Here is a 13543-nt window from a genome sequence, read left to right as displayed (position 1 = left end):
GAGAGTAGGACACCGCCGGACTTCACTTAGAAACACCAGAAAAGCCACCCCACGGGGTGGCTTTTCTGCTTTAACCCTCACGGGCGTTCGGGGATCCGATACGTCATCGCCGTGAACAGGGGGCGCTCGGGATCCACGAACACTGTGAACCCGGCTCGCCTGTATGCCTTCACCGCGAGTTCGTTGTCCGAAACGACCGCCAGAGGGACTTCGTCAACTCCGAGGTCTCGAGCCTTCTCGATTGCTGCCCGGGTGAGTATGTGCCCCAGGCCCCGCCCACGGTACCGAGGGTCGACAAGGACTCTTCCCAGGCGGGCTGAATTGCCGTGCACCGTGAGATCGAAATGCCCCCAGGCGGCCTCGTTTTCGTCATCGGCTACCATCCAGGCGCTCAGCCCCGGTCTCCGGGAGATCTCCTCGAGTTGCGCCACGGTCGGCGGCCACGCCAGGCTCGGTCCGGCAAACAGATACAACGCCGGGGCGTCGGGCACCCACTCAAGCAGACGCGCATAGTCAGGTGCAATCGCAGCACGGGTCACAACCATGCCACGACACTAGTGCGATCGGCCGTCACTGCTCGCTGAGGGATCCCCTCGATGCACCTCGTGGCGTTCTCTCACACGATCGTCCGAGGGCCACCTCTGCGGTCGAGAGTTACCCGCGTACCAGGCACTCTCGACCGGAAAGGTACCTGGAGCGGCTGGCTAGCGGGCGGGGGCGGCGTCGAGGGCGTCGAGGTCGTTGTCGAGATCGTCCGTCGGCGTGAGGACCTCGCCGTTGAGCACCTCGAGGGACCAGCCGGCGTCGTCGAGGCTGACGACGGTCAGGGCCGCGTTGGTGATGGTGCCGACGAACTCGCCGAGGGCGCTCATCAGGGCGAGGCGGATCAGGGTGCCGTGGGAGACGACGATGATCCTGGCTCCGGGGTTCGCCGCGGCCAGCTCACGCAGGGCCTGGAGGCCGCGCGAGGCGACATCCGCCTCGGGCTCTGCCCCGAGGAAGCCGCCGTTGCCGGTCGGGCCCCCATCGACGCGGAGAGCGTCGAGCTCAGGACCGGCGCTCAGGCCCTCAGCGGGACCGTAGTTGCGTTCCACGATCTGCGGGATGCGACGGGTCACTGTGAGGCCGAGGCCGTCTGCGATGAGGTCCGCCGTCTCCGCGGCTCGGGACAGGGTCGAGGAGACGATGAAGTCCCAGTCGTAGCGGGCCAGGTGGCCGACCGCATCGGCGGCCTGGGCCCGACCGGTGTCGTTCAACGGGATGTCCGAAAGACCCTGGATCCGCATGGCGGCATTCCAGTCGGTCTGGCCGTGGCGGATAAGGGCGAAAGTCGTTGCGGAAGTCACCACTCCATTGTCCCCCGGGCGGGGACCCAACCGGGAATCAGGCGGAGACGCTGCGCGAGTTGGTCGCGGCCAGGCGGCGGGACAACAGCGCGGGCGAGGTGACCGGAGCCACGACCATGCGCCAAAGGGTGACGAGAGACCAGCCGAACATGACGACCAGGAGGCCGTTGCGTGCTGTCAGGAGAACGAGCGCCGAGAGGTCGCCGTTGACGAGCGGCATGTAAAACACCGGGAAGATCAGGGTGGTCAGAATGCCGATCGCGACCATCATGTACGCCGGCGCACGCCAGGCGTGCCAGCTGTGGCTGACTCCGACGATGACGACGGGTGCGAGCCAGAGCATGTACTGCGGGGATCCGACCTTGTTGAAGATGATGAAAGCGCCGACGAGCGCGAGCGACCCGACGAGCAGGAGCTGGGAGACGTCGTGGTGACGGCGCAGCGCGACCAGCATGAGCGTGACGATCGCCCCCATGGCAATGAACATCAGCGGGTTCATCAGGGAAGCGACGAGCGTTGTGCCGGGCCCACTGACCTCGCGGGTGGCGATCGCGTAGTTCTGGTAGATGAACGTGTTGGGGTGGCCGAGGGCGGCGAGCCAGACCCAGGGGGTCGTGATCGGCGCTTCGAGCTGCATGGCCCGGTCGGACTGCATGGTGACGAAGCCGGTGATGTACTTGAGGCCACCGAGCGCGAAGACTGTGGCGACGATGCCGCCGGTGACCGCGATGCCCGTGAGGATCACCGTGATGCGGCGCCGCGAGGCGACGACGACGGCGACCACGACGGCCGCCGGCCAGACCTTCACCCAGGTTGCGATGGTGAGAAGTGCGGCGGCCACAACCGGGCGGCGCGCGAGCAGGACGAGGCCCATGATCACGAGGGGCGCGGTGAGGCCCTCGAGCCGGAGCAGGCCGACGGGGCTCAGGACGAAGCTGATCAGGAGGAAGAACCAGGCGGAACGGTAACCGCTGATCTTGCGGCCGGCATCCGTGAGCACCATGACCGCCAGCGCGTTCAGCGCAGCCGTCATCAGGAACCACATCAGCTGGTACAACAGCGGACCGCCGAGGCCGGCGAACACGATCGGGAACAGCGCGCCGATCGGGTAGACCCACTCGACGTTGATGCCCATCCAGATCTGATGAACGAGACCCTGCTGGGCCCAGGTGCGATAAAGAGGCAGGTCACCGAGGACATTGCCGGTCAGGATCGCGGGCAAGAGGGCCAGGAGGAACACGACGTGGATGGCGATGAAGCCGATGACGAGGGTGCGGGGTGTTTCCAGCCACACACGGCGGGCTGGCGTGAGAACGCGTCGGACTCGGTGGTCGACCTGGTCAAGAATGTAGGACATTTCACTCACCTCTGCAGACGGCCAAAAGCCCGGGAGGGCAGACTTCATCAAAATTATAGGTTTGCGGGCTGGGTTGCAAGATGGTTATGCCCCACTACCGGCGATTCTGGCTGAGAGAGCTCACAGCCGGATGGCGGTCAGGACAGTAGTTCGCGGATGTCCGCGGCCGTGAGCGCGGTTCCCCGGGCGCCGTCGGCGGAGAGCACACTGTCGAAGAGGCGTGCCTTGGTGGCCTTGAGCGCCATGACCTTTTCCTCGATCGTGTTCTTGGCGACGAGCCGGTAGACGAAGACGTTCTTGGTCTGGCCGATCCGGTGCATCCGGTCGACGGCCTGCGCCTCGGTCGCGGGATTCCACCACGGGTCGAGCAGGATCGCGTAGTCGGCCTCGGTGAGGTTGAGCCCGAAGCCGCCGGCCTTGAGGCTGATCAGGAAGACCGAATTGTCACCGGTCTTGAACTCATCGATGACCGCAGCCCGGTTGCGAGTCTTGCCGTCGAGGTAGGAGTAGCTGATCCCGGCTGCCTCGAGCCGGGCGCGGGCTCGGCCGAGGTACTGGGTGAACTGGCTGAAGATGAGGGTGCGGTGCCCGCCGGCGACGATGTCCTCGAGCAGTTCGAGGAGCGCGTCGAGCTTTGTCGAAGGGATCCCGTCGTACTTGGCGTCGTACAACCCGGCATCGAGACTCAACTGACGGAGCATCGTCAGGGAACGGAAGATCTCGAAACGGTTCGCGTTCAGGTTCTCGATCAGGCCGAGCACCTTCTGTCGTTCCCGGGCCAGGTGCGTGTCGTAGACGGCCCGGTGCCGGGGATTCAGGGTGAGTTCGAGCACCTGCTCCTGCTTGCTCGGCAGGTCACCGGCGACCTCCTCCTTGGTGCGGCGCAGCATGAACGGGCGGATGCGGCGGCGCAGCTGGGCGAGCCGTTCGTCGTTCGCGTCCCGCTCGATGGGCTTCTGGTAGTAGTCGGCGAACCGGCTCGGGCTCGGGAACAGGCCGGGCGCCGTGATCGACAGCAGCGACCAGAACTCCATCAGGTTGTTCTCGAGCGGGGTGCCGGTGATCGCGAGCTTGAACGGTGTGTCGAGGCGACGGGCGCATTGATAGGCCCGGGAAGCGCGGTTCTTCACGAACTGGGCTTCGTCGAGCAGGAGACCCTCCCACGGCACCGCGTTGTACTCGTCGAAGTCCAGGCGGAACAACGTGTACGAGGTGATCACGACATCCGCCTCGGCGTGCAGGGCCGCGATGCTCGTCGCCCGTTTGCGCGAGGTCTCCGTGACGGATGCGACGCGCAGGTCGGGCGCGAATCTCGCGCACTCCGCGGCCCAGTTGGAGACGACGCTCGTGGGAGCGACGACAAGGAACGGGTGCGCGGGAGCGACACTGTCGCGTGCGGCCACCGCGCGGCTGATCAGGGCGATCGCCTGCAGGGTCTTGCCGAGTCCCATGTCGTCGGCGAGGATCCCGCCGAGCCGGTGGTCAAGAAGGAAGCCGAGCCACTCGAAGCCCGACTGCTGGTAGCTGCGGAGGGTGGCGTGCACGCCGTCCGGCAGGGGGAGCGTCGGTACCCGCTCAACGTCGGTGAGGCCGGCGACGATGTCGCGCCAGCCGGCGGCCTGGCTGGTGACGACGCCGAGTTCCTGTAGTTCCTCCCAGAGGTCGGCCTGGAAGGGGCTGATGCCGAGGGAGGTCGCGGATGGTTCCTGCAGGCTGCGGGCTTCCTCGATCAGGCGGCGCAAGGTGTGCAGTTCGGGCCGGTCGAGACTGAAATAAATGCCGCTGGGCAGGATGAGGATGTCCTGGCCCGTGGCGAGAGCACGGAACAGCACGTCGAAGGGCACGTCCTCGCCGTCGATCGACACGGACACCGCGAGGTTGAACCAGTCCCTGTCGTCGAGGCGCTCGCTCGTCCCGACACTGATCACGGGGGCGGAGTCCGCCTGACGGTAACCGACCACGTCGCCGCGCTCGACGACGAGGACGTCGGGGATAGCTTTGAGTCGAGGCACGACCCCCTCGAGGAAATCAATCATGCCGACGCCCGTGAGTTCGGAATGGCCGGACAGCCGGGGCACTCCGCCGCGTCTCGGCGTGAGTTCGACGAGGGGGGCGAGCAGTTCGTCGACGGACCGGAGGATCCGTGCCTCTGCGACGGTGTCGCGGTAGCGGTGCTCGCCGGGAGAAGGCCTCAGTTCGAGGTCGTAGGCGTCGGCACCTGTGCCGGAGGCGGTGCCGGACACGGTGCTGATGCCGGCTACCGGGCCTGCCTGGTACCGCCATGCCCAGTTCAGGGTGATCCGGGCATCCGCCTGGTGGCTGAGCGTGAGCGCGAGAGCGGGTCGCGGGGTCTCGGGCAGCTCGAATGAGGCGTCGCGGCTCGTGACGAGCGCGCGATCGCGGAGGTACGGGTAGAACTCGGCGAGGAAGTCGGCCTCGTCGTCGGTGGGCACGTCAATCGACTGGCCGGTGACGGCGAGGTTCCGCAGCTCCCTGCTGACCTCGACCGCGAGCGGGGCAAGAGTCAGCCGGCCGCCGGTCGGGTCCCCGGCGGGGGCGTCCTGCCAGGTGTAGATACCGTGCGCCGGGTCGCCGGTGAAACCGAACCGGCCGCCGGGCAGCCGGCGCTCGTCGAGCACGACCGCGGGGGTGAGCGCGAGACCGGCCGTTGTGCGGCGGATGTCGAGCTCGAGTGATGCCGGACGCTCATGGATGTGGACGGGATCCTGGGCGCCCGAGGTGGAGATGAGCGGGATTCCGGCGGCCGTCGCCTCCTCGAGCAGGCCCCAGAGCGCCCGGTCGGGGAAGTCGTCGAGCTGGATCCACTGCGTCGCCGAGCCGTAGTACGGGCGTCCGGCGAGGTGCAGGGCATAGAGCGCGGAGAGCACCCGCCGTTGGGCGCGCTGCGCGGTGCCCGCGGTCTGGGCGATGTTGTCCCAGGTCAGGGCGCCGCGGATCCAGCGGCCCTGCTTGCCGAGCAGCATCGGCCGGGCGGCGAGATGCCGTCCGCCGGACTGGAACCGGGAGTTGATCGGGGCGAGCACCTGGAACTGCAACGCGAGTTCTGTCCCGGTCTGCGCGGCCGCTTCACCCGGGGTGGGCAGGCCGCCGAGGGCGCTGCGCCAGCGCGGGACGGTCGGCGTCGCCGGCGCCGCCGGGACGCGCGGGGACTGGAGTGCATACAGAGCCGGCGGCGCGGACCGTCTGCGGAACCGGTCGACGTCGCCCTCGTCGACCTCGATCGAGCCCGGGTTGCCGCCGTTCCGGCTTGTGACGAGCAGGGCGGCGACATGCTTGCAGTTGGTCCGCATCGGGCAGGTGCAGAGCCCGGTCGCGCGCACCGCGACCCCGGCGGGATTCAGGATGAACGAGATGGTCACCGTGTACGGCGTGCGACCGGTGCCCCGGACCTTCCCGGTCAGCCTCGTGCCCGAGTCATCCCAGACTTCGGAGAGGACGTGGCCGTTGCGTGCATAACGTTCACCGCGCGAAAAGGCCTGGCTTCCGACGAGGAGGGCGATCTCGTGTGAGCTGAGAGAGTGAGCCATAAGGGGGAGGATGGTTCCTTAGAAGGTCGAACCCCATTCTCCCACGCTTCGGCAGGCGTCACCCGGCGCGGGCACACCCCGCCGCTCAGCCGCAGAGTTCGTCGAGCGCGCTGGAGGAGTTCGTCAGGTCGATATGAACGACGACGCCCTCCATCAGGGTGAAGACGATCCAGACGGACCCGCCGTCCGAGACCGAATAAACGGTGTCCGTGCCGGGGTACTTGGCGGGGTACTGGACGATGCCCGGATAGGCGGCAAGGAGTTCTGCGGCCGTGCTGCCGACGGTCACGCCCGCCGCCGTGCGCGGCGAGCCGACGGCAAGAGCGGGCGATGCCGCAGCCGTGTGGCCGGTGACCGAGAGCGCCGTGATCGTGTCGCCGTCGAGCGGCGCACGCAGCGATGCGGTGCCATCGGCCTGGAAGTCTGCGACTGTCGGGCAGGCGGCCACCGTGGCGTCGGCGTAGTAGGTCATCGACGGCCGGGCCGCACTGATGCTCCCGCCGTACTCCAGCGGCCCGACGCCGTCGAAGGTGATCAGCCAGGAGCTCGGGTCCTGGGTGTCGATCGCAGGGTCTTCGACGCCGGTCGAGACGATCGGTGTCGCCGTGGGTGTTGCGGTCGGCGCCGCCGCGCTCGAGGTGACGGGGCTCGCGGTTCCTGGCGCCGTCCCGGTGCCCCCGGCGCAGCCGCTGAGGGTCGCCGCTGCGACGGCGGCGACGGCGGCAAGGGCAGCGAATACGTGACGACGACGTGCGAAAAGGCTGGTCATGCGGCCAAACCTACCACCTAGCGCGCCAGCCGGGCGGACGCGCCAGTGGGTACCACGACGAGCGGCACGGGGAGGGCGCTGAGCATGCGGTGGGCGGTGATACCGAGGAAGATCGTCGAGGGCTGGGCGAGGCGGCTCGAACCGACGAAGGCGACTTCGTCCGCACGCCACTCGATAGCCTCGACGGCGGACTCCACGTTTTCGCCGACGGCGACCTCGGTCGTGATGGTGCCCGGTGCAGGCGAACGCGAGGTGAAGTACTCGAGCACCGATTCCAGGTGCGCCGTGCTCTCTGCGGATCGCGCCGCCTCCAGGGCGGGTGTCGTCTCGCCATGCTGGGTGCGCCGGGCGTCGACCTCGACGAGGGTGAGGAAGCGCACATCAACGCGGAAGTCCTGGGTGAACGCCAGCAGAGAATCGAGGAGCGTCGACCAGCCGGGCCGGGTACCGATCGCGCACGTGATCCGGGAGAGCCGTTCCGGGGCCTGATACCCGTGTGGCGCGAGGGCGACGGGCACGGGCGAGGCGTGCAGGAGGGCGTTCGCGACACTGCCGATCGTGTAGCGGCCCCGGATGCCGTGGCGCGAGGCTCCGACGACGATCCGGTCGGAGTCGAATTCCGAGACGGCCCTCAGCAACCCGTCGGAGACCGCATCCGCCCAGATCAGGTGCGTCGTGGCCACGACGTCGGCCGGCACCCGTGCCGCGGCCTCAGCGAGCCACTCGAGGCCCTGCTGCTCGAGGAGTGCCTCGAAGTCGGAGCCCGAGGAGCGCAGACGCGAGGGCGCGACGGTCGAGTGCGGCAGCACGAGGCACACCCGCAACTCGGCGCCGGTCAGCCGGGCGAGGGTCACCCCGAGTTCGATGGCGTCATTGCCTCGATCGGTCGCTTCGTAGGCGACGACGTAGTTCGCTGTCCTGGTCACGTTGGATCTCCTTGGGCTCTCGGTGAAATGTCGGTGGTGCGGGTCTGTGCGCTTCGGGGCCAGCGCTGCTCGGTGCTACTCGGTGTCGCTCAGTGCTCGTCGTGATGCCCGTGCCCGTGTGCGTGTCCTGAGGCACCCGGTTCCACGTCGAGGGAGGGGTTGCGGTCGAAGAAGCCGACCGGCTTGAGCCAGAACGACACGGTGTCGGCCGGCATGACCGGCCACTCCTCCGGGCGCGTGATGTGGTGGATGCCGAAGACGTACCAGAGCACGATGTCGGCGTTCCGAACCGGGCGCCCGGCGAGGGTCCACTCGGGCAGGCCGTGGTCGACCGCGCTCTGGTTGACGAACTCGCCGCATGGCCAGCGCTGCAGGTCGTCGGCCGGGGTGACCCACACCGTGTGCCCGATCACCTGGGACCGCTGGAACACCGGCGAAGCGGGGTCGAAGAACGACGGGATGGCACCGCCCGGAACGAGCTTGTATGACACCGGGGTACCGAGGCCGTTCGACGTCTTCTCGTTCACGACCTTCCAGCTGCGCTGGGTCGCCCAGTCGTAGTCGTCGAAGCCCTCGGTCTCGAGGGGCGTGTTCCGCTGGGTGAGGGCGAGGCCGAGTGGATTGGCTTCGTCGATCGGCTCGACGTGCGTCTCGGAGCGGAACACCGTGTTCTCGGGCCCGTCGATGTCGAGGTCCATCCGGGCGACGATGAAGTGCTGGTGGAAGGGGGCGTATGTGCGGGTGTCCACGAGGGTGCCGTTCGGGTGCGGCTGGCCCGGGTCGAGGCTGGTGACGACCATGATCCCGGTCGCGCGCACTTCGCACTCCATGTTGCCGTCCTGGTAGAAGCGCCAGTAGACGAGGTATTCGTAGTTCGCGACGGTGACGTGGAAGGAGACGACGAGGCGCCGCATCCGCCGCACCTCCGATCCGCCGTCGTGGTCGACGTGCTTCCAGAGCACCGCGTTGTCTTCTTCGTGGATGCAGATGGCGTTGGGGATCGAGTACGGTTCACCGGCGCTGTTGTGCAGCACGGCGTCGAGGTAGCGGATCTCGCCGAGGCAATCGCAGCCCAGTTCGAGCGAGGTGGTCATGAAGCCCAGGCCCCACTCGCCGATGTCGAAGGCCGTGCGCCGGAAATGGTCGACGCTCGGATCCCGGTAGGGCACGACCATTTCTGCGAAGGAGAGCCGGTTGGCGATCGGGCGCACCCGCTCGCCGTCCCGGTAACTCACCTCGTGCAGCGTCATGCCCTCCCGGTAGTTGAAGCCGACCCGCAGCGACCAGTTCTGCCACTCGACCCGGTGGCCGGTGACGGTGAAGCTCGGCCCCTCCGCCTGCACGATGTCGAGCGGCTTCAGCGGAGGACGCCGGCTCAGGTCCCGGATGCGGGGCGGAACGAGATGCGGCACGTATTCGCCCATCACGGCCGGGCGGTCGACCTCGAACGAGTCCTCGACGTCGAGGAGTTCCATCGTGTTGACATCGATCACGAAGTGCAGTCCGCTCACGGGTCCGGCGTACGGATTGGCGCCCGCCTGCGCACGCACCCAGACATCGGACCAGCCGATCCTCCTGCCCCGGAATCGCTCCGGGATGACGGCGTCGCCGTAGGTCCAGGTGTCGATGAAGACGTTGGCGAGATCGGTGATGCCCCGGCGGGCGAGGGCGGCGACCACGTCCGGGTGCGCGCGCAGGGCGGCATCCGCTTCGTCCCATTCGTCGACCGTGAAGTTGGCCTGGACGCCGGGCACCGCGCTCCAGTTGAGCAGGGCGTCGGCGCTGAGGGAGACGATTGCGACCCATGTGCTGTTCTCGGCCCGGTTCAGCACCACGAGCCGGGCGAGGCGCTCGGGGACCGCCCCTGCACCATCGAAGGCGGCCCTGGCGTGCCGGCTTGGCTCGACGAGTTCGATCGACGCGAAGCGCCAGCCAGGTCCGACACCGCGCTCGCGGGCGAGGATTGCCGCGGCCGCGGTGAATTCGCCCGCCGTCAGCGGGTCGAGGGGATGGAAGGTCATCGGGGCTCCTCGTCTTCGAAGGCATGTTGCCGCGGCGCTGTTGCCCGGCACCGTTTGCGGTCATTATGGCACCGGTACCGCCGATCGCGAGCGCTGGCGTCGGCCTCCGGCTGCCTCTAAAATTGAGCCGATGCGACTCAGCTTTGCCCGTCGGTGGCCGTCGCACGAGAGAGAGGATCTTCCCATGCAAGCAGGCCAGCAGCCGCCCCAGGAAGAGGCGAAGTCTGCACTCGAGAAGTACGGCGTGAACCTCACAGAGATCGCGAAAAGCGGCAAGCTCGACCCCGTGATCGGGCGGGACGCCGAGATCCGCCGGGTGAGCCAGGTGCTCACCCGCCGCACCAAGAACAACCCGGTTCTGATCGGAGAACCCGGCGTCGGGAAGACCGCCGTGGTCGAGGGCCTCGCCCAGCGGATCGTGGCCGGCGACGTGGCCGACTCGCTCAAGGGCAAGCAGCTCGTCGCGCTCGACCTCGCCGCCCTCGTGGCCGGGGCGAAGTATCGCGGCGAGTTCGAGGAGCGGCTGAAGGCTGTGCTCAAGGAGATCAACGACGCCGAGGGCCAGATCATCACTTTCGTCGACGAACTGCACACCCTGATGGGCGCGGGCGGAGGGGAGGGCTCGGTCGCGGCATCCAACATGCTCAAGCCGATGCTCGCCCGCGGCGAGCTGCGCCTGATCGGTGCGACGACGCTCAACGAGTACCGTGAGTTCATCGAGAAGGACGCCGCCCTCGAACGGCGCTTCCAGCCGGTGCTCGTCGACGAGCCGAGTGTCGAGGACACCGTCGCGATCCTCCGCGGCCTCAAGGAGCGCTACGAGGCCCACCACAAGGTGTCGATAGCGGATGCCGCGCTCGTCGCGGCCGCGTCGCTCTCGAACCGGTACATCACCGCCCGGCAGCTGCCGGACAAGGCGATCGACCTCATCGACGAGGCCGCGAGCCGGCTGCGGATGGAGATCGACTCCGCACCCGTCGAGATCGACGAGCTGCGCCGCAGCGTCGACCGGCTCAAGCTCGAGGAACTCGCCCTCAAGAAGGAGAAGGACGACGCCTCCCGCCAGCGGCTCGAGAAGCTGCGCGCCGACCTGCTCGAACGTGAGGACACCCTGAAGGGGCTCCAGGCCCGCTGGGACAAGGAACGCGCCTCGCTCAACCGGGTCGGCGAGCTGAAGACCCGACTCGACACCGCGCGGAGTGAATCGGAGCGGGCGCAACGCGAGGGCAACCTCGAGCGCGCCTCCCGGCTGCTCTACGGCGACATCCCCGTGATGGAACGCGAGCTCGCCGCTGCCGAGCAGGCCGAGTCCGACGGACCCCGGATGGTCAACGACCAGGTCACCGCCGAGGACATCGCCGCGGTGGTCGCCATGTGGACGGGCATTCCGGTCGGGCGCCTGCTGCAGGGCGAGACCGAGAAGCTGCTCAATCTCGAGGGCGAACTCGCGCACCGGCTGATCGGGCAGAAGCGCGCCGTGCGCGCTGTCGCCGACGCGGTGCGCCGCAGCCGGGCCGGCATCTCCGACCCGGACCGGCCGACCGGCTCGTTCCTCTTCCTCGGCCCGACCGGCGTGGGCAAGACCGAGCTCGCCAAGGCGCTCGCCGAGTTCCTCTTCGATGACGAGAAAGCCATGGTCCGCATCGACATGAGCGAGTACGGCGAGAAGTTCTCGGTGTCCCGCCTGGTCGGCGCTCCTCCCGGCTACATCGGATACGAGCAGGGTGGGCAGCTCACCGAGGCGGTGCGCCGGCGCCCGTATTCGGTGATCCTGTTCGACGAAGTGGAGAAGGCGCATCCGGAGATCTTCGACGTGCTGCTGCAGGTGCTCGACGACGGGCGCCTCACCGACGGCCAGGGCCGCACGGTGGACTTCCGCAACACCATCCTCGTGCTGACCTCGAACCTCGGCTCGGCGTTCCTGATCGACCCCACCCTCAGCACCGAGCAGAAGGAGGAAGCCGTGCAACTGCTCGTACGGCAGACCTTCAATCCGGAGTTCGTGAACCGGCTCGATGACATCGTCGTCTTCCAGTCGCTCTCGATGGAGGACCTCGGCCAGATCGTGGAACTCATGATCGACCGGCTCGAGAAGCGCCTCGTGGAGCGCCGCCTCGAACTGGCCGTGACCCCGAGGGCCCGCACCTGGCTCTCCGAACGCGGCTACGACCCGATGTACGGTGCCCGCCCGCTGCGGCGCCTCATGCAGACCGAGATCGACGACCGGCTCGCGACCGCGATCCTCTCCGGCAAGGTGCGTGACGGCGACACCGTGCTCGTGGACCTCGCGGCGGATGAAGACTCGCTCACGGTCGCGCCCGCGCCCGCGGTGCCCGTGCCGCCGCATCCGCTCGACGAGGCCGACCTCTAGGGCCTCTCTGGCCCCGCCCGTATCACCGCGAAAGCGGGTGAATCGTCGTTCTGAGGTAGTGAAACCGACGATTCACCCGCTTTCGCGGTCAGCGGAACCGGGGCTGGCTGATGGGAAGCTCGCGAGGGCGGGAAGTAGGCTCGGAGCATGCGTGCAACTGTGATCTATGGCGAGCGGGACATCCGCCTCGAAGAAGTACCCGACCCGATTCTCTCGACCGGCGGTGACGCGATCGTGCGCGTCGTCGCAGCCTGCGTATGCGGCTCCGACCTGTGGCCGTACCGCGGCGTGCAGCCGACCAAGGAACCGCACCGGATCGGCCACGAATTCGTCGGGATCGTCGAGGAGATCGGCGCAGACGTCACCACGATCAAGGTCGGCGACTTCGTCATCGCCCCCTTCTACGACTGCGACAACACCTGCATCAACTGTCGCAACGGTGTGAGCACCTCGTGCCTGCACGGCGGCTGGTGGGGCGCGGATGACCGGCTCGGCGGCTTCGCCGACGGCGCCCAGGGCGAGCGCCTGCGCGTGCCGCACGCGGACGGTTCCCTCGTCGCGACGCCGTCCCAGCCGACGGATGCCCAGATCCCCGGCCTGCTGACCCTCGCAGACGTGATGGGCACCGGCCACCACGCCGCAGTCTCCGCGGGAGTGACCCCGGGCAGCACCGTCGTCGTCGTCGGTGACGGCGCCGTGGGCCTCTGTGCGATCATCGCCGCGAAGCGCCTCGGGGCCTCGCGCATCGTCGCCATGTCCCGGCACGCCTCGCGGCAGGTCGTCGCGCGCGAATTCGGCGCGACCGACATTGTCGAGGAACGTGGCGCCGAGGGCGTCGCGAAGATCCACGAGATGTTCGACGGCATCGGCGCGGACTTCGTGCTCGAGTGCGTCGGCACCAAGGAATCCATGGAGCAGGCGGTTGCGTCTGCCCGCCCCGGCGGAATGGTCGGCTACGTGGGCGTTCCCACCGGCGGCCCGATTGCGATGCAGCCCCTCTTCGGCCGCAACGTCGGGATCAACGGCGGCGTCGCATCCGTGCGCGGCTACATCGAGGAACTCCTGCCGGAGGTGCTCTCCGGGGCCATCAACCCGGGCCGCGTGTTCGACCTCGAGCTTCCGCTCGCCGACGTCGCCGAAGCGTACGCCGCGATGGACGAGCGCCGCGCGATCAAGGTTCTCCTCCGCCCCTAACCGCCCCAAAC

At 68.1% G+C, this 13543-nt stretch carries 9 protein-coding genes; 2 read left to right on the top strand and 7 right to left on the bottom strand.

Annotation, left to right across the window (positions count from 1 at the left end; translation table 11 throughout):
- Window positions 1–77: 77 nt before the first annotated feature.
- The 7 genes from QN350_RS16955 to QN350_RS16925 form a co-directional block, all read right to left on the bottom strand.
- The gene (locus tag QN350_RS16955; protein ID WP_323516946.1) at window positions 78–545 is read right to left on the bottom strand and encodes a GNAT family N-acetyltransferase; all 468 of its coding nucleotides are present in this window, start codon (window positions 543–545) and stop codon (window positions 78–80) included.
- 159 nt (window positions 546–704) lie between these two features.
- On the bottom strand, window positions 705–1346 hold the full coding sequence (locus tag QN350_RS16950) for a histidine phosphatase family protein (RefSeq protein WP_323516945.1): 642 nt from the start codon (window positions 1344–1346) through the stop codon (window positions 705–707).
- Window positions 1347–1383: 37 nt separating this feature from the next.
- On the bottom strand, window positions 1384–2703 hold the full coding sequence (locus QN350_RS16945) for a glycosyltransferase 87 family protein (protein ID WP_323516944.1): 1320 nt from the start codon (window positions 2701–2703) through the stop codon (window positions 1384–1386).
- Window positions 2704–2840: 137 nt separating this feature from the next.
- Window positions 2841–6251: a DEAD/DEAH box helicase gene (locus QN350_RS16940; protein WP_323516943.1), complete on the bottom strand. Its 3411-nt coding sequence runs from the start codon at window positions 6249–6251 to the stop codon at window positions 2841–2843.
- An 85-nt stretch (window positions 6252–6336) separates the two neighbouring features.
- The gene (locus QN350_RS16935) at window positions 6337–7020 is read right to left on the bottom strand and encodes a hypothetical protein (protein WP_322138596.1); all 684 of its coding nucleotides are present in this window, start codon (window positions 7018–7020) and stop codon (window positions 6337–6339) included.
- A 17-nt stretch (window positions 7021–7037) separates the two neighbouring features.
- Window positions 7038–7946, bottom strand: a complete 909-nt coding sequence (locus tag QN350_RS16930; protein WP_322138597.1) for a universal stress protein — start codon at window positions 7944–7946, stop codon at window positions 7038–7040.
- Window positions 7947–8035: 89 nt separating this feature from the next.
- Window positions 8036–9967 (bottom strand): primary-amine oxidase, encoded by a 1932-nt coding sequence (locus tag QN350_RS16925; RefSeq protein ID WP_323503655.1) that lies wholly within the window; start codon window positions 9965–9967, stop codon window positions 8036–8038.
- Between the two features lie 184 nt (window positions 9968–10151).
- Here QN350_RS16925 and QN350_RS16920 point away from each other — a divergent pair, with 184 nt between their 5' ends.
- A complete protein-coding gene (locus QN350_RS16920) occupies window positions 10152–12338 on the top strand; it encodes an ATP-dependent Clp protease ATP-binding subunit (protein ID WP_323503654.1) in 2187 nt (728 codons plus the stop codon).
- Between the two features lie 147 nt (window positions 12339–12485).
- A complete protein-coding gene (locus QN350_RS16915; RefSeq protein ID WP_323503653.1) occupies window positions 12486–13532 on the top strand; it encodes a zinc-dependent alcohol dehydrogenase family protein in 1047 nt (348 codons plus the stop codon).
- Window positions 13533–13543: the final 11 nt, after the last annotated feature.

Origin of the sequence: Cryobacterium sp. 10I5, from assembly GCF_035019865.1 — a bacterium.
In the GTDB taxonomy this organism is placed as follows: Bacteria; Actinomycetota; Actinomycetes; order Actinomycetales; family Microbacteriaceae; genus Cryobacterium; species Cryobacterium breve_A.
This window is presented reverse-complemented; position numbering and strand designations above follow the sequence as displayed.

What these genes read in the sequence shown, in the direction of transcription:
- QN350_RS16940 (WP_323516943.1), bottom strand. Translation starts at nt 6,251, where the DNA reads ATGGCTCACTCTCTCAGCTCACACGAGATCGCCCTCCTCGTCGGAAGC.
- QN350_RS16935 (WP_322138596.1), bottom strand. Translation starts at nt 7,020, where the DNA reads ATGACCAGCCTTTTCGCACGTCGTCGTCACGTATTCGCTGCCCTTGCC.
- QN350_RS16920 (WP_323503654.1), top strand. Translation starts at nt 10,152, where the DNA reads ATGCAAGCAGGCCAGCAGCCGCCCCAGGAAGAGGCGAAGTCTGCACTC.
- QN350_RS16925 (WP_323503655.1), bottom strand. Translation starts at nt 9,967, where the DNA reads ATGACCTTCCATCCCCTCGACCCGCTGACGGCGGGCGAATTCACCGCG.
- QN350_RS16945 (WP_323516944.1), bottom strand. Translation starts at nt 2,703, where the DNA reads ATGTCCTACATTCTTGACCAGGTCGACCACCGAGTCCGACGCGTTCTC.
- QN350_RS16915 (WP_323503653.1), top strand. Translation starts at nt 12,486, where the DNA reads ATGCGTGCAACTGTGATCTATGGCGAGCGGGACATCCGCCTCGAAGAA.
- QN350_RS16955 (WP_323516946.1), bottom strand. Translation starts at nt 545, where the DNA reads ATGGTTGTGACCCGTGCTGCGATTGCACCTGACTATGCGCGTCTGCTT.